This is a genomic window from Ensifer canadensis (genome assembly GCF_017488845.2).
GTDB classification, from domain to species: domain Bacteria; phylum Pseudomonadota; class Alphaproteobacteria; order Rhizobiales; family Rhizobiaceae; genus Ensifer; species Ensifer canadensis.
The window spans coordinates 499,493-514,058 of sequence record NZ_CP083370.1 but is presented as its reverse complement, the minus strand read 5'-3'; the positions used below and the strand labels follow the sequence as shown (position 1 = coordinate 514,058).

16 protein-coding genes are annotated in these 14,566 nt (G+C 61.8%); 6 read left to right on the top strand and 10 right to left on the bottom strand.

Translation table 11 applies throughout. The annotated features are described in order from the left end of the window. Positions 1 to 35 precede the first annotated feature (35 nt). The 3 genes from J3R84_RS02460 to J3R84_RS02450 all read right to left on the bottom strand — a co-directional run bounded on the left by J3R84_RS02460 (position 36) and on the right by J3R84_RS02450 (position 2,029). Positions 36 to 902 carry a S49 family peptidase gene (locus J3R84_RS02460; protein WP_025426112.1) on the bottom strand — a complete coding sequence of 289 codons (867 nt, stop codon included), beginning with the start codon at positions 900 to 902 and terminating at the stop codon, positions 36 to 38. A gap of 76 nt (positions 903 to 978) precedes the next feature. Then, entirely contained in the window at positions 979 to 1,755 is a 777-nt protein-coding gene (locus J3R84_RS02455) for a tRNA1(Val) (adenine(37)-N6)-methyltransferase (RefSeq protein ID WP_025426111.1), read from the bottom strand. A gap of 52 nt (positions 1,756 to 1,807) precedes the next feature. Further along, positions 1,808 to 2,029 carry a putative signal transducing protein gene (locus J3R84_RS02450; RefSeq protein ID WP_025426110.1) on the bottom strand — a complete coding sequence of 74 codons (222 nt, stop codon included), beginning with the start codon at positions 2,027 to 2,029 and terminating at the stop codon, positions 1,808 to 1,810. A 108-nt stretch (positions 2,030 to 2,137) separates the two neighbouring features. Between J3R84_RS02450 and J3R84_RS02445 the strand changes: the two genes are divergently transcribed. The 4 genes from J3R84_RS02445 (at position 2,138) to moaB (ending at position 6,614) form a co-directional block, all read left to right on the top strand. Continuing rightward, positions 2,138 to 3,154, top strand: a complete 1,017-nt coding sequence (locus J3R84_RS02445) for a polyprenyl synthetase family protein (protein WP_025426109.1) — start codon at positions 2,138 to 2,140, stop codon at positions 3,152 to 3,154. 164 nt (positions 3,155 to 3,318) lie between these two features. Next, complete coding sequence (locus J3R84_RS02440; protein WP_203527635.1) at positions 3,319 to 5,151, top strand: tetratricopeptide repeat protein; 1,833 nt, start codon at positions 3,319 to 3,321, stop codon at positions 5,149 to 5,151. A 7-nt stretch (positions 5,152 to 5,158) separates the two neighbouring features. After that, positions 5,159 to 6,070, top strand: coding sequence for a 4-(cytidine 5'-diphospho)-2-C-methyl-D-erythritol kinase (locus tag J3R84_RS02435; protein ID WP_025426107.1), 912 nt, complete (start codon positions 5,159 to 5,161; stop codon positions 6,068 to 6,070). Between the two features lies 1 nt (position 6,071). After that, a complete protein-coding gene (gene moaB / locus J3R84_RS02430; RefSeq protein WP_025426106.1) occupies positions 6,072 to 6,614 on the top strand; it encodes a molybdenum cofactor biosynthesis protein B in 543 nt (180 codons plus the stop codon). A gap of 308 nt (positions 6,615 to 6,922) precedes the next feature. On the opposite strand, the gene J3R84_RS02425 is transcribed toward moaB, so the two are convergent. Next, positions 6,923 to 7,450, bottom strand: coding sequence for a glycosyltransferase family protein (locus J3R84_RS02425; protein WP_203527637.1), 528 nt, complete (start codon positions 7,448 to 7,450; stop codon positions 6,923 to 6,925). A gap of 199 nt (positions 7,451 to 7,649) precedes the next feature. Between J3R84_RS02425 and J3R84_RS02420 the strand changes: the two genes are divergently transcribed. Together J3R84_RS02420 and rnhB are read left to right on the top strand one after the other, a co-directional pair. Beyond that, positions 7,650 to 8,807 carry a PA0069 family radical SAM protein gene (locus tag J3R84_RS02420; RefSeq protein WP_025426104.1) on the top strand — a complete coding sequence of 386 codons (1,158 nt, stop codon included), beginning with the start codon at positions 7,650 to 7,652 and terminating at the stop codon, positions 8,805 to 8,807. Positions 8,808 to 9,257: 450 nt separating this feature from the next. Next, positions 9,258 to 9,908, top strand: a complete 651-nt coding sequence (rnhB, locus tag J3R84_RS02415; protein WP_025426103.1) for a ribonuclease HII — start codon at positions 9,258 to 9,260, stop codon at positions 9,906 to 9,908. A 375-nt stretch (positions 9,909 to 10,283) separates the two neighbouring features. Here the strand turns inward: rnhB and J3R84_RS02410 are convergent, their stop codons facing one another. The 6 genes from J3R84_RS02410 to J3R84_RS02385 form a co-directional block, all read right to left on the bottom strand. Next, positions 10,284 to 10,769 carry a F0F1 ATP synthase subunit B gene (locus tag J3R84_RS02410; RefSeq protein WP_025426102.1) on the bottom strand — a complete coding sequence of 162 codons (486 nt, stop codon included), beginning with the start codon at positions 10,767 to 10,769 and terminating at the stop codon, positions 10,284 to 10,286. Positions 10,770 to 10,782: 13 nt separating this feature from the next. Beyond that, a complete protein-coding gene (locus J3R84_RS02405; RefSeq protein WP_025426101.1) occupies positions 10,783 to 11,400 on the bottom strand; it encodes a F0F1 ATP synthase subunit B in 618 nt (205 codons plus the stop codon). Between the two features lie 76 nt (positions 11,401 to 11,476). Continuing rightward, complete coding sequence (locus J3R84_RS02400; RefSeq protein WP_025426100.1) at positions 11,477 to 11,704, bottom strand: F0F1 ATP synthase subunit C; 228 nt, start codon at positions 11,702 to 11,704, stop codon at positions 11,477 to 11,479. Positions 11,705 to 11,785: 81 nt separating this feature from the next. Then, positions 11,786 to 12,538, bottom strand: coding sequence for a F0F1 ATP synthase subunit A (locus J3R84_RS02395; protein WP_025426099.1), 753 nt, complete (start codon positions 12,536 to 12,538; stop codon positions 11,786 to 11,788). Between the two features lie 60 nt (positions 12,539 to 12,598). Further along, the gene (locus J3R84_RS02390) at positions 12,599 to 12,958 is read right to left on the bottom strand and encodes an AtpZ/AtpI family protein (protein ID WP_203527639.1); all 360 of its coding nucleotides are present in this window, start codon (positions 12,956 to 12,958) and stop codon (positions 12,599 to 12,601) included. 297 nt (positions 12,959 to 13,255) lie between these two features. Next, a complete protein-coding gene (locus J3R84_RS02385; protein WP_203527641.1) occupies positions 13,256 to 14,431 on the bottom strand; it encodes a cell wall hydrolase in 1,176 nt (391 codons plus the stop codon). Positions 14,432 to 14,566 lie beyond the last annotated feature (135 nt).

Genomic DNA, 14,566 nt, shown 5'->3' with positions numbered 1-14,566 from the left:
GCGCGGCGCTGTAGGCTCGTCGCACCGGTCGCGGCTCAAAGCCCGAAACGCGCCCACAATGCCCTTTCCTCTACTGCTTCGGCAAGACCCGCCATCGCAGAAGCCGCGATCGGTGCAGCGATATCGCCGGCAATCGATGCGCCGGTCTGGCGCCGCCCGAAAAGGCTGCGCGCCGGCTGGATCAGTTCGAGCCGCGCCTTCTCGCCATAGCGCTTCTTCACCTCGCCGCGCAGATCGCCGAGGCCGTCGATCAGACCCAGTTCCAATCCGCGCCGCCCAGTCCAGAAAAGCCCGGAAAAAACGTCGGGATGGTCGGCCAGCAGCTGTCCGCGGCGGGCCTTCACCATCTGGATGAAGGTGTCGTGGATATCGAGCTGCAGGCTCTTCAGGAACTCGATGTCGCGTTCTTTCTCTGGCTGGAACGGGTCGAGCATGACCTTGTTCTCGCCGGCGGTATAGACGCGCCGCTCGACACCGATCTTCTTCAACAGTTCCGGAAAGCCGAAGCCGCCGGAGACGACACCGATGGAACCGACGATCGACGTCGGATCGGCGATGATCTCGTCGCCGGCAAGCGCGATCATGTAACCGCCGGAAGCGGCCACGTCCTCGACGAAGACGAGCACGCGCTTCTTCTTTTCCTGGGCGAGATCGCGGATGCGCTGGTAGATCAGTCGCGACTGCACCGGCGAACCGCCGGGAGAGTTGATCGAAATCGCAACGGCCGGAGCCTCCTTCACCGCGAAGGCCTTCTCCAGCAGCGGCGCGACTGAGGCCAGATTGAGTGCCGGACGAAACTGGCCACCACCGGCCATGATTGCGCCGTGAAGCCGCACGACGGGGATGGCAATGCCATCCCGCCGAAAACGCCTCGGCATCAGCCTTTTGAAGAACCCGGCCATTTCAACTCCTGCAATACGAACACTTGTTCCTGCATGTATGCACTGGTCGTCCAAACGCAATGCCGGATACGGTAAATCAACGGCGCCGATAGGCAGCGCGTCCGTTGTTGAGATCGTCGACATCGCCGGCAAAGCGATGGGCGCCCTCCTCGTGCACCATCAGCGGCGCTCGCAGCACCAGCCGCTTGCGGCTCTGCTTGATCGCGGTCACGAGGATGCGCACGGCATTCTCGCCGGTGCGCGGATGCAGCGGCGTAATCTCGATACCGCCGAAGCGGCGGCCACAGGCGGCAATGATATCCGCGATCGATTCCGGCCGGGCGATCAGCGACAATTGTCCGCCCGGCTTCATGATCGCACCCGCCGTCTTGATCCAGATCTCGAACAGGCCGTCGCTCATCGCATGCGCCTCTGCCTTGAGGCTGTCCGGCGTGCGGCGGTCGGAAGCATCGTTGAAAGGGGGGTTCATGATCACGTGATCGAAGGCATCGTCGGGCAAGCCGGCGGCACGGCGCGCCCTGCCGGTAAGCGCAACGTCCGCCTCGATCACCGACACCCGCTCGGCGAAACGCCCGTTTTCGGGAAGCGCGAGGCTTCGGCGTGCAAACGCCGCCATGGTCGGCGAACGCTCCACCAGCACGACCTCGGCCAGATCGAGCCGCGAGGCGACCGCCATGCCGGCCGCACCCGCTCCGGCGCCAAGGTCGGCCACACGGCAGGCGCGGTCAGAAGCAACCAGCGAAGCGAGCAACATCGCATCCATGCCGGAGCGATGTCCCTGCCCCAGCGGCTGCACGACATGGAACCTGCCGCGGTGGAATGCATCGACCGTCTCAGACTCGACAAGCGTCATAGGTCCTTCGCTCATGGCCGATCGTCACACATAGGCGCCGACGAACCGCTGATCATGCCCGCAACTCCGCTTCCAACCCCGCTTCGACGAGGATGCGGCGCGCGGCATCGGCATCGTCGTCCGGCACGAGGAAACGGCGCGGCAGCAGGCCCAGCGATCCCTCCAGAATGCTCATGCCCTGATCGGCGATCAGGCTGTTGATACCGGCGTCCTTCATCAAGCTCTCGGCAAAAGAGAGCAGAACGACGTCGTTGGTGCGGATCAATTCCTTCATCCAGCGGTTTTTCCTGTCCTATTTCAGCAAGCGGGACAATTCGCCTCTTGCCGCACGTGCCCCCCCTTCCTATTGTCGAAAGCGACAATGAAAACAGGAGTCCCGGTGTTGGGCGTAGTGATACCGCTGGAAGACAGCAAAAACAAACTGGCGTCCGTGAAACCGCTCGTTGACTTGACGTCTCCCGACATGGAACGCGTCAACCAGCTCATCCTGTCGAGGGCCGGGTCCGACGTCCAGATGATTCCTGAGGTCGCCAACCACCTGATTTCCTCCGGTGGAAAGCGCCTGCGACCGATGCTGACGCTCGCCTCCGCCGCGATGTTCGGTTACGAGGGCGACGCTCACGTCAAGCTCGCCACCAGCGTCGAGTTCATGCATACGGCAACGCTGCTGCATGACGATGTCGTGGACGAAAGCGACCTGCGCCGCGGCAAATCCACCGCTCGGACGATCTGGGGCAACCAGGCAAGCGTGCTCGTCGGCGACTTCCTGCTCGGCCAGGCCTTCCGCATGATGGTCGATGTCGGCTCGCTCGATGCGCTCGACGTGCTGTCGACCGCTGCGTCGGTGATCGCCGAGGGCGAGGTGCTGCAGCTTTCCGTCGCCAAGAACATGGAGACGACCGAGGACGACTATCTCCAGGTCATCCGCGCCAAGACCGCAGCGCTGTTCGCCGCGGCCGCAGAAGTCGGGCCGATCGTCGCCCAGACCAGCAAATCCGACCGCAATGCGCTCAAATCCTACGGCATGAATCTCGGCCTCGCCTTCCAGCTCGTCGACGACGTGCTCGACTATGGCGGTTCTGCCAGCGATCTCGGCAAGAATGTCGGCGACGATTTCCGCGAAGGCAAGATCACCCTTCCGGTGATCCTGTCCTATCGTCGCGGCACACCGGAGGACCGCGCCTTCTGGCGTCAGGCGATCGAAGGCGGCGACAGCAGCGATGCCAACCTTGAAAAGGCGCTCGGCCTGATCAAGCGATATGGGGGCTTAAGCGATACCATCGCCCGTGCCCAGCACTATGGCACGATCGCGCGCGATGCCTTGGCACCGCTCCCGGTTTCGCCGTGGAAATCGGCGCTGGTCGAGGTCATCGACTTCTGCATCGACCGGGTCAGCTGACGCGCGCGCCCGGCCGAACCTGGACATCCAAGAGGAATTTCTTGCCGCGTTGCGCCAAAAAAGCCATTCTGTTCCTCAAGAGTTGTGCCAGGCAACACGTGGCTGATTCCAAAACAACCCTCAGTCGTGCGCAAGGCCGAGAGATCGGCAATGAAAGGTTTGACATGCGGCAAAAGACGATCCTCCGCCTTCTCAGCGGCGCTGCACTGATAGCTCTTGCCTCGGTCAGCGGCAGCTACCAGGCTTTCGCCGAGGAAAAGGCCGCCGTCGAAGAGACCGAGCCTTTCGACATCACGTCCGTCAACACCTTTGCAGGTGCGTTCCTGGCTGCCCGCACGGCCGACACGGACCGTGACTTTGCCGCAGCCAACGAGCTTTACCGCATCGCCCTGCAGTTCGAGCCGAACAACAACGAAGTCAAGCAGCGGCTGATGATCACCCTGCTGATGGCCGGCAAGTTCGACGATGGCGCCAAGATCGCCGAGCAGTTGAAATCCGATCCCGCTGTCGAGCGCATCACCACCGTCATCCGTGCGATCGAGGCGATCCGCAAGCGCGAATACCGCAACGCGCAGAAGCTCTTGAACTATGAGGGCCCGAACGACCTCGACCGGCTGATGAACGGCCTGCTTTCGGCCTGGGCCAAATTCGGCCAGGGCAAGCCCAAAGAGGCGCTGGCGCAGGTCAACGGTCTCGAAGGACCGGACTGGTTCCGCGTATTCAAGAATTATCATGCCGGCGCGATCGCCATCGCTTCCGGTGACAAGGCCACCGCTCGCGCCAAGCTCAACGACGCGATCCTCGATCGCGAAGGCGGCAGTGCTGCGCCTGACACGTTCATGCGGGCGGTCGAGGCATTGGCGCGCTTCGAGGCGCGCGAAGGCAACAAACAGAAGGCGCTCGACACGGTCGCCGTCGGCGAGAACATGGTCAACAACTACACCCCGCTCGAGGCACTTCGGAAAAACATCGAGACCGGCCTACCCCAGGAGCAGCAGGTTAAGAACGCATCGCAGGGTGCGGCAGCCGTGCTGTTTTCCATCGGCGGCGCGCTCAACCGTGAAGGCGCCGAAGACATCGTCTCGCTCTATCTGCAGACGGCGCGTCGTCTCGACCCTGACAGCGCCGACATTCTCGTGATGCTTGCCGGCATCGCCGAGAACCTGAAAAAGCCGAAGGAAGCGATCGAGCTTTACCAGAGCGTGCCCGAGGCTTCGCCGATGCGCCGCCTGTCCGAGCTGCAGCTTGGCCTCAGCCTTGCCAGCATCGGCAAGGTGGATGAAGCCAAGAAGCACTTGAAGGCGCTGATCGACGTCGACCCGAAGAATATCCGCAACTATCTCGCCTATGGCAGCGTGCTTTCCGATGCCAAGGACTACAAGGAGATGGGCGAGCTTTACGACCGCGCCGTCGACGCGATCGGCCCTGTGCCGAAGCGCAGCGACTGGACCGTGTTCTTCCAGCGCGGCATCGCCTATGAGCGCCAGAAACTCTGGGACAAGGCCGAGCCGAGCTTCCGCAAGGCCCTGGAACTCAACCCGGATCAGCCGCAGGTGCTGAATTATCTCGGCTATTCCTGGGTCGACATGAACATCAATCTGGAACAAGGGCTCGACATGATCCGCAAGGCGGTCGAGTTGAAGCCGGACGACGGCTACATCGTCGATTCGCTCGGCTGGGCCTATTTCCGCATGAACCGCTTCGACGATGCGGTGGTCGAGCTTGAAAAGGCAGCCGAGCTGATGGCCGGCGACCCGACCATCAACGACCATCTCGGCGATGCCTATTGGCGCGTCGGCCGCAAGCTGGAAGCCGTGTTCCAATGGACCCAGACGCTTGAGCTGAAGCCCGAAGAGGAAGAGATCCCGAAGATCAAGGCCAAGATCGAAAACGGCCTGCCGGCGCTTAAGGAAGTGGTTCCGGCCTCTGCCGACGCCAAGGAAACAGCGCCGAAGAAGGTCACCCCGGAGGCGCCTGCGCCGGACAAGAAGTCCTGATCACAGCATGCTTCAAGGCGAGATTGCGGGCTTCGCGCTGACACGGGCGGCGCCCGCCAAGATCAACCTGGCACTGCATGTCGTCGGCCAACGGGCCGACGGCCACCATCTTCTCGAAAGTCTCGTCACCTTTGCCGATCGCGGCGACCGGATCGGCCTGACTCCGTCGGAGCAGGACCGTTTCACTCTGTCCGGGCCATTCGCCGCCGAATTGTCGACGACGGGTGACGACCAGGATGGCAATCTCGTGCTCAAGGCGCGGGACCTGCTGCGCCAGGCTCTGGCATCGCAGGGCGTCGACACCGGCCCGGTCCACATTCATCTCGAAAAGAACCTGCCCATCGCCTCGGGCATCGGCGGCGGGTCCGCCGATGCGGCCGCAACGCTTCGCGGCCTTCTCGACCTCTGGAAGACCGGCATCGAACCGGCGTTGCTCGCCGCCTTGGCGCTGAAACTCGGCGCCGACGTGCCAATGTGCCTAGACGGCAGGTCGCTTATTGCCAGTGGCATCGGCGAAGAGATCACCCCTGCCATTGAGCTTCCCTCCTTCCCGATCGTGCTGGTCAATCCTCTGGTCGCGGTCTCGACGCCGGTGATCTTCCGGACGCTGGAAAAGAAGAACAACCCACCGCTTGTGATCCCGGATGGCCTCGGCTCCCCTGCGGCCTGGCTTTCGGCCATGGCGGCGATGCGCAACGACCTGGAGCCGCCGGCGCGCCGGCTGCAGCCGGTAATCGCCGACGTCTCCGGCGCGCTGGCAACAACCGGAGCCGCGCTGGTGCGGATGTCCGGTTCAGGCGCCACCTGCTTCGGCCTGTTCGACAGCGACGAAAGCGCGCAGCGCGCCGCCTACACTCTTTCTGCCGCCCATCCTGAATGGTACGTTCTCGCCGGCAGAACCGTGGGCAGAGGGAAATAGAATGGCCGGGATCAATGACAATCGCCCTTTCGTCCCCGTCGGCATCGCCATACTGACAGTGTCCGACACGCGCACGCTGGCCGACGACAAATCCGGCGACACGCTTGAGGCGCGGGTGCGCGACGCCGGTCATCGTCTGGAGGCACGCGCAATCGTGCCGGACGATCGGCAAAGGATCCGCGATCAGGTGGAGGCCTGGACGCTCGACGAGACAATCGACGTGGTGATCACCACCGGCGGAACAGGCTTCACCGGCCGCGACGTCACGCCGGAGGCGCTCGAACCGCTGTTCGAGAAACGCATGGATGGCTTCTCCGAAGTTTTTCACCGGATTTCCTACGAGAAGATCGGCACCTCGACGATTCAGTCGCGCGCGACAGGCGGTGTCGCCAACGCCACCTTCATCTTCGTCCTGCCGGGGTCCCCCGGGGCCTGCAAGGATGCCTGGGACGGCATTCTCAAGCAACAACTCGACTACCGGCACATGCCGTGCAACTTCGTCGAGATCATGCCGCGGCTCGACGAGCATCTGAAACGGGGCTGACGCCTCAATCGGCGACCCAATTGTGCCGCGAGACAAGCCTGTTCCCTGGGGAACTGCGAAACCCGCAACCGCCTGCTACAGCTTCCAACGTCAGCTCGCATTGAGGGATCGCAACGAGATCCGAGCAAATCCTTCGACCGGAGCAAAGACGGCCCATCGCCGATGTCCCCCCAAGCGATGGGAACAAAAACATACGACGCGCGGCTCGCCCGGTCGCTCGGACAAGACTTTGCTAGCAAGGAAATTTGGTAGCCGCTTGGAGGTGCCGTCCGCAGGACAGGCACCTTTTTTGTTGGAGCGAATTTACTCTAGGCGCTCTGCCTGCTGTCAACGGCGACCCAGGCGGGGACAAGCTCCGTCGCAAGCTTTCGAACGGCGCGGATATTCGTCATTTCGCCCAGCGGCATCTTCCCGCGCGCGATCGCCAAGGCGTCGCGCTTGTGCACGAGGAAGCCCGCCTCCAGCGGCTTTACGCGCCGCGCGAGACGATGCAGCAACGGCTTGCGGTGCATTCGCGATGGCGAGAAACGGGCCGGCCCCTTGTGAAGCGACACATACTCGACGAGCTCATCCACCCAGCGCCCTATCGGCCGAGCACCGGGCTCAAGCAGCATCAGCCACTCGCCGCGCGCGGAGCACACGATTTCGCCCAGATCCCAATCGACGCAGAAACGGCAGCCGGCGGCATCTGCCACGCGCACCGACCCGTCCTTCGAGCCATGATCGAGGATGATGACATCGCTGACCAAACCTTCGACGGCGCCTGCCACGAGCACGGACAGCGTCTGTGCCAGTTCCGCCTCGTTGTCACGTGTTTCCATGATGATCGTCAGCATAGCTGTTCCTACCGCATTGCAGCGTAAAATGCTACATCCGCGTGGCATGACCGCGCCCGCGATTTGTCCGATCGCCAAGTCATGCCGGTCGCTCTCGTTTCAGCACGCGCGATTTTTGTTCTTGAATTGTTCTTGTTTTCGCGATAGGAAAATAATCAGAACAAAACGGGATCAAACGGGTGATCCCTCGGAGATTCCGATGAAAGAGCTGTCTCAGATCAGGCAGGGTGCGCTTGCACCCGCCAACACGGCAGAGGTTGCCGAAGCATTGATGAGCGGGACCGGTCTCAGGATCGAGAATGACCGTCGCCGCGGGCGGGGTGCCGGACTGAACATGTCGGGCCGCTTTGAGCCGCAGGCGCGCGAGGTCTTCGACGACGGTTGGGAGAGCCTTGAGGACCTGCCTCCCTTCAAGACCGAGGTGCAGGTGGAAAAGCCGCGCTCGGTGATCAGCCGCAACGATTCTCCCGACATTTCCTTCGATCGCTCGATCAACCCTTATCGCGGCTGCGAGCATGGATGCATTTATTGTTTTGCCCGTCCGACACATGCCTATATGGGGCTTTCGGCCGGCCTCGATTTCGAGGCGAAGCTCTTTGCCAAGCCCGACGCCCCACGCCTGCTGGAGCGCGAGCTCGCCCGCACGGACTACAAGGTGAGGCCGATTGCGATCGGCACCAACACCGATCCCTACCAGCCGATTGAGAAGGAATGGCGGATCATGCGCCAGATCCTCGAAGTGCTGCAGGCCGCCAACCATCCTGTCATGATCGTGACGAAGTCGGCGATGGTGACGCGCGACATCGATCTGCTTGCACCGATGGCAGAAAAGGGACTTGCACGGGTCGGCATTTCGGTGACGACGCTCGACCGAAAGCTGGCGCGTACGATGGAGCCACGTGCTTCGACCCCTTCCAAACGACTGGAAGCGATGCGCGCCCTCACCGAAGCCGGCATTCCGACCGGCGTGCTGGTGTCGCCGATCATCCCGGCCCTCAACGATCATGAGATCGAACGGGTTTTGGAAGCCTCCCGATCGGCAGGAGCGCTGGAAGCGACCTATGTGCTGCTGCGCCTGCCGCTGGAGGTCAGCCCGCTCTTTCGCGACTGGCTGCTGCGGAACTATCCGGACCGCTATCGGCACGTCATGTCGCTTATCCGCTCGATGCGTGGCGGCAAGGATTATGACGCCGAGTTCGGCAAGCGCATGAAGGGCGCCGGTCCCTATGCCTGGCAGATCGGCCGCCGGTTTGAACTTGCGGCCAAACGCCTCGGTCTCAACCTCAATCGTCGACAGTTGCGCGACGACATTTTCGTGCCGCCACTCGGAACCGGCGTCCAGCTATCGCTGCTCTAGAGCATTTCCAGGAAAAGTGCGAAGCGGTTTTCCGTCAGGAAATGCGTAAAAACAAGGAGATAGAGCGTTCCGCGATTCCGTCTAAATCGGAACGCCCTAGCGGCAATCGGTATTGCGTATGTCGCTGGAGAAGTGGAGTTTTCGACCGCTCAGGTCAGGAATGCGAGGTGTGGCCTGAAGGCAAAATAACCTCAATGGTTGGCCGGAATGGGCAGGCATCGGTCTTGAGACGCCCGGTTCCCTGGATCGGCTGCGATTTGGGAAGCAGGTCACGGCGCAAGTTCATGCGAGCAGCGTCCCTCGCGCGTCATATCTGGCGCGCGGCGACAGAATTGAATTCCGGCGTCTCCTCCGTGCCTCATCAGGATGACGCTGGCATACCCCCCGGCTGCCGCCGCACTCAGATCGGGGGACTTGAAGAGAATCGGTCGATCATGCGAGTTTCGCCGCATGTCACATCGCAGATCGACCGATTCTCCCCTTTTCCCGGATATTATCCTTGCGCCCGATTTCAGCTTTGAACTGGCTGCCAGAAGGGACGGCGCCTGGCCGGTCGCTGGCGCCGACGAGGCCGGCCGAGGGCCGCTTGCCGGACCCGTCGTTGCCGCCGCGGTCATCCTCGACCCGGATGCCATCCCCGAAGGCCTGAACGACAGCAAAAAATTGAGCGCCGCTGAGCGCGAACGGCTGTTCGATGAGATCCTGGCAACCGCCACCGTTTCCATCGCCTCTTCCTCGGCCACCACGATCGATACCATCGATATCCGCAAGGCAAGCCTCGAGGCGATGCGACGGGCCGTCGACGGCCTGTCCCTGACCGCGCGTTTCGTGCTGGTCGATGGCCGCGATGTTCCGCCCGGTCTTGGCTGTCACGCCAAGGCGGTGGTCAAGGGCGACGCCCGCTCGCTCTCGATCGCCGCGGCATCGATCGTTGCCAAGGTGACGCGCGACCGGATGATGGAACGGGCCGATGTCGCTCACCCCGGCTACGGCTTTGCGGCTCATGCCGGCTACGCGACAGTGGTGCATCGCAAGGCAATCGATGCCAAGGGCCCCTGCCCGCTGCATCGCATGAGCTTCCGTCCGCTGCGCAAGGATTGACGTTCGGCATCGTTGAAACCTCGCCGTCTGGATCGACACAAACCGATGCCGATGGCGGCCCCCCCGGAAGGTGCGCTTGACGGCGCAGCGCGTCATAGACGGAGACAGACGAGCGGTGACGCGGCAGGCTTTGCTGTAGCCATGTCTCCGCCCCCTGCCGAGCCGCTCCGGTCACCGCATCTGCGGTAATCCGCCGCCCGCCCCTGACCATCGGCCGGCGTTCCGCGGGGTTTCCCCCCTTATCGAGCCCAAACAGGTTCCGGACGTCACGGAAGACATCCCGAACTGGCGCTCGCACGCATCACCCAAGGCTATCCCAAAAACAAAAAGCCCCGCACGTGGCGGGGCCTTTAAATCGTATCTTGCAGCCGAGGCTTAGTTCAGGCGCGACTTGACTTCGCCAAGTGCCTTCTTGAACAGCTCGCTCTGGGCGCCGGCGTCAGCCTTGGCAGCAACAATCTTTTCGGCAGCGCTGATGGCCAGATCGACGGCAGCCGAACGAACGGCGTTGATCGCGTCGCTTTCGGCCTGCTTGATCTTCTGTTCCGACAGCGCGGTCCGGCGGGTGACGAATTCTTCCGTCTTCTGCTTGGCTTCGGCGGTCAGCATTTCTGCTTCGCGCTGGGCAGCGGCAACGATACCGGCAGCTTCCGCTTCGGCATCCTTGCGCTTGCGCTGGTATTCGGCAACGAGGGCCTGGGCTTCTTCGCGCAGGCGCTTGGCTTCCGCCAGTTCGTTGCCGATCTTGTCGGCGCGTCCGTCGAGCGCCTTGCCGATCATGCCCGGAACCTTGAGGTAGGCAATCAGGACGAAGAACAGGATCAAGCCGACGAGGGCATAGAAGGTCGCATCAAGATGCATGGTTCAGTGCTCCTCAGTTAACGGCCGATGCCTTGACGGCAGCGACGATCTCAGCCTTGGTGACGGTGCCACCAATGAGCTGCTTGACGACGGCCGTTGCAGTTTCCTCGGCGATAGCGCCGACGTCTGCGAGTGCCTTGGCCTTGATGTCGGCGATGCGGTCTTCCGCAGCGGCGATCTTCTTGGAAAGATCGGCTTCGACAGCGTTGCGGTCGGCGACAGCCTTGGACTTGGCAGCTTCGCGCGCGCCGTCTGCAATCTGATGACCCTTGGCCTTGGCAGTTGCCAAATCCTGCTCATAGGATGCGATGGCAGCGTCAGCTTCGCCCTTCAGGCGCGACGCTTCGTCGAGATCCTGAGCGATGCGGTCGTGACGGGTTTCAAGAATTCCGCCGATGCGCGGAATGATGACCTTCGACATCAAGAGATAGAAGAGGCCAAACGTGATCGCGAGCCAGAGCAGCTGCGATGCGAAATGGGTCGAATCAAAGGGCGGGAACACGCCGGAGCCAGCCTCGCCTTCGTGGGCCACACCCGTTTCGGTGTGCACCTCACCGGCCGCAGCGGCATCGTGTGCTTCGGCGCCTTCAGTGGTGGTTGACTGCTGGGCATAGGCCGCGGTCACAAACATGCTCACCTCCAGGTGCACTCAAGAATATGCGCGGCCGCGACCCTTTGACAGGTCGCGGCCGAAACTCCAGCCGTTATTAGACGGCGAAGAGGAGGAGCAGGGCTACGAGCAGCGAGAAGATGCCCAGAGCTTCCGTAACGGCGAAGCCGAATACGAGGCGGCCGAACTGGCCGTCAGCAGCCGACGGGTTGCGCAGCGCGCCAGAGAGGTAGCTGCCGAAGATGTTGCCGAGGCCGAGAGCCGTGCCGGCCATACCGAGGCAAGCCAGACCTGCGCCGATGTACTTTGCTGCTTCCGCTTCCATGATTGAACTCCTTCGAATGGTGTTGCGGCTTAGGATTGCGCTTCCGACGGAGGACCGGCCGGAAGCAAGCGACTGTATTCCTTAGTGGCTTCCGGGATGGACAGCGTCGTTGAGGTACATGCAGGTCAGTACCGCGAAGACATAGGCCTGGAGGAAGCAGACGAGGAATTCAAGACCGGTGATAGCGACGGTCATGATGAGCGGCAGGATCGCACCACCGATGCCGAGCGCGCCAAGGGCGCTCAGGGAGGTGACGAAGCCAGCGAAAACCTTCAGCGTGATGTGGCCGGCCAACATGTTGGCGAAGAGACGGACCGAAAGGCTGATGGGACGGGAAAGGAACGAGATGATTTCGATCGACACGACCAGCGGCAACAGGATGCCCGGCACGCCGTGAGGCACGAAGAGCTTCAGGAAGCCGAAGCCATGCTTGTAGAAACCATAAAACAGCACCGTGCCGATGACGAACAGCGCCAAGGCGAAGGTGACGATGATCTGGCTGGTGATGGTGAAGAAGTAAGGGAACATGCCGAGCAGGTTCGCCGTCAGGATGAACATGAACAGCGAGAAAACCATCGGGAAGAACTTCATGCCGCCGCTGCCAGCGCCTTCGCGCAGCATCGAAGCGATGAATTCATAGGACATTTCCGAAACCGACTGCATGCGCGTCGGGATCAGCCCGCGCTGCGATGTGGTCAGATAAAGGAAACCGGCAGCGGCACCCACGGTCGCAACCATGAACAGCGACGCATTGGTGAAGGAAAAGTCAATTCCGCCAATTTCGATCGGGACAATCTTGTTGACCAGGAACTGGTGGGTCGGATCGTTTGACACCGCGCTTCTCTTTCGTTCTGCCCGCCTTTAGAGCGGATACCGTGTTTTCCGGGCGACGCCTCAGGCGTCATCTCCGTCCGTCTTGTCATTCCCAGAACTGCGCTTGACCGAGTCGAGTGTCGCCACCATCCCCGCCGAACGCAGTACATTCAACACACCGGCGCAAAAGCCAAGGAGCAGGAAAATGATCATGCCCCACGGCCCTGTACCCGCAAAGTGGTCCAAAAGATAGCCCAGAAACGCCCCAACCACGTTGCCAGCGATGAACTCGCTGGAGAGCTTCATTGCCGCCGCATAGCCTTTGCGGCTTTCAGCGGCTCGGGCTTCAGCACCATCCGGCTCACTGGGTCGCTTGGACTCAATCTTTTCGCCGAGCTGCTTCAGCCTTGCTTCCAGACTTTCTTCGGGTTTCTCCGTCACGTGGCTCTCCCCTTGTTGTCCCACACGGTCACGACCATGATTTCGGCCACACAAAAGGCTGCTGTTCAAGCCACGTTTCAGCCCCATTTGAAGTCGCGCGCAACATAGTTTTAGGCTTCCGCATAGTCAAGGCGTGCAAAGCGCTTCGGCGTGGACAATATTTTTCAATGATTTCATCCACTTGATAGCATTCGACGCCATCATACTGACAGACAAGGCCGGGAATCGGCAGATCGCGAGCCAGAATCTCCGGCCCGCGATCGGTGCTTGTGCGCAAGGGGTCGGCAGCTGAACTGGTCAGCTCCAGCCGCCGCCGTAGGTCCGGTAGAAGACGTGCAGGCCGATCTTGCCGACACGCTTCATCGTCTTTGCCCAGGCCGGGTTTACATAGGTTGCGTGATAATGTGTTGCTGAGCCGACTTCGGGCAGCCAGATCTTGCCGGCGGTGACCGCCATGGCAACTTCCTTTGCTTCCTTCCAGTGCGAGCGGGAATAGATCAAATCGCGGATCATGTCGCAGGCGAATGAGAACTGGCAGCGATTGCGCCATGCCTTGTTCTGATAGACGACGCCGCAGATCGTCTTCGGATAGGTCGGATTGCGCACCCGGTTGAGAATCACCTGTGCGACGGCCGCCTGGCCTTTCAGCGGTTCGCTGCGCGCTTCGAAGTAGATGCCTTCGGCGAGGCATGTCTGCTCTTCCTTGCTGAAGACGCCCGCCGGTAGCGGGGTCGCGGCCCAGGCGTGGTCCTCGGGAGAGATATCGGGAATGAAACGTCCGGCATTCTTGTCCTCGCGCAGGATCGAATCGAAGGGCGATTCACGCGCATAGTCCGGCTCGGGCCGGACATAGGCAGTCGCAAGAATGTCGGGCTTGTCGTTGGTGACAAGCTTGGCCAGCATCGGCGAGACGCCGGGATCCGTCTTCGGCGGCTTCTTCTTGTAGAAGGCCGTGGCGATCTCGATCTCCTTGCCTTTGATCTTCGGATTGGCGAAGACCATTTTTTCGGCGCCCTCGAAGCCGGGCTCCGTCAGCGAACTCGTGCGCTGCAGGATCGAACCGGCGGTAAAATCCTTGGGTGGGGTGACAGGGGTGACGGCGACGATACGGCCCTTCTTGCCCTTGCGGTTGACGCGGTCTTCATCCGGCGTGCCGGCGTGCTTGCTTTCTGCGGTCAGAGCGACGCGGCTGCCATCGGGAAGATCGATACCGGCGCCGCCATCGAGCGCGCCCGTCGTGATCGGATCGGCAAAGACCATCTCGACTTCGTGGATCGATCCCGCTGGCGACGGCGTCATGTACATCCGCCAGCGCTCACCGCCACGATTGATACCGGACAGGAAGGTCGCAAGGTCGGAATAGGCTGCGACCGTGGGGAAACCGATATACACCGCAAGGCCAATGAGTGCCGGAGCCAGCCAGGCGGAGAAGTTAACACGAGATTCGCGACGCAGTTTGCTACTCTTACGCACCAACCGACTCCACGCAACGCTGATCGAAGGCACGGCTCTGCCCTCGCCGGCGATGAGCCAGCGGACAGGTTCCGCGCAGGACGCTAGGACAATGAAGCCGCCGGACGCTGTGCCGACGATGCTTCGTTCGAGCCT

Coding starts and splice junctions, on each gene's coding strand:
- J3R84_RS02460 (WP_025426112.1), bottom strand. CDS start 902: ATGGCCGGGTTCTTCAAAAGGCTGATGCCGAGGCGTTTTCGGCGGGAT.
- J3R84_RS02455 (WP_025426111.1), bottom strand. CDS start 1,755: ATGACGCTTGTCGAGTCTGAGACGGTCGATGCATTCCACCGCGGCAGG.
- J3R84_RS02450 (WP_025426110.1), bottom strand. CDS start 2,029: ATGAAGGAATTGATCCGCACCAACGACGTCGTTCTGCTCTCTTTTGCC.
- J3R84_RS02440 (WP_203527635.1), top strand. CDS start 3,319: ATGCGGCAAAAGACGATCCTCCGCCTTCTCAGCGGCGCTGCACTGATA.
- J3R84_RS02435 (WP_025426107.1), top strand. CDS start 5,159: ATGCTTCAAGGCGAGATTGCGGGCTTCGCGCTGACACGGGCGGCGCCC.
- moaB (WP_025426106.1), top strand. CDS start 6,072: ATGGCCGGGATCAATGACAATCGCCCTTTCGTCCCCGTCGGCATCGCC.
- J3R84_RS02425 (WP_203527637.1), bottom strand. CDS start 7,450: ATGCTGACGATCATCATGGAAACACGTGACAACGAGGCGGAACTGGCA.
- J3R84_RS02420 (WP_025426104.1), top strand. CDS start 7,650: ATGAAAGAGCTGTCTCAGATCAGGCAGGGTGCGCTTGCACCCGCCAAC.
- rnhB (WP_025426103.1), top strand. CDS start 9,258: ATGTCACATCGCAGATCGACCGATTCTCCCCTTTTCCCGGATATTATC.
- J3R84_RS02410 (WP_025426102.1), bottom strand. CDS start 10,769: ATGCATCTTGATGCGACCTTCTATGCCCTCGTCGGCTTGATCCTGTTC.
- J3R84_RS02405 (WP_025426101.1), bottom strand. CDS start 11,400: ATGTTTGTGACCGCGGCCTATGCCCAGCAGTCAACCACCACTGAAGGC.
- J3R84_RS02400 (WP_025426100.1), bottom strand. CDS start 11,704: ATGGAAGCGGAAGCAGCAAAGTACATCGGCGCAGGTCTGGCTTGCCTC.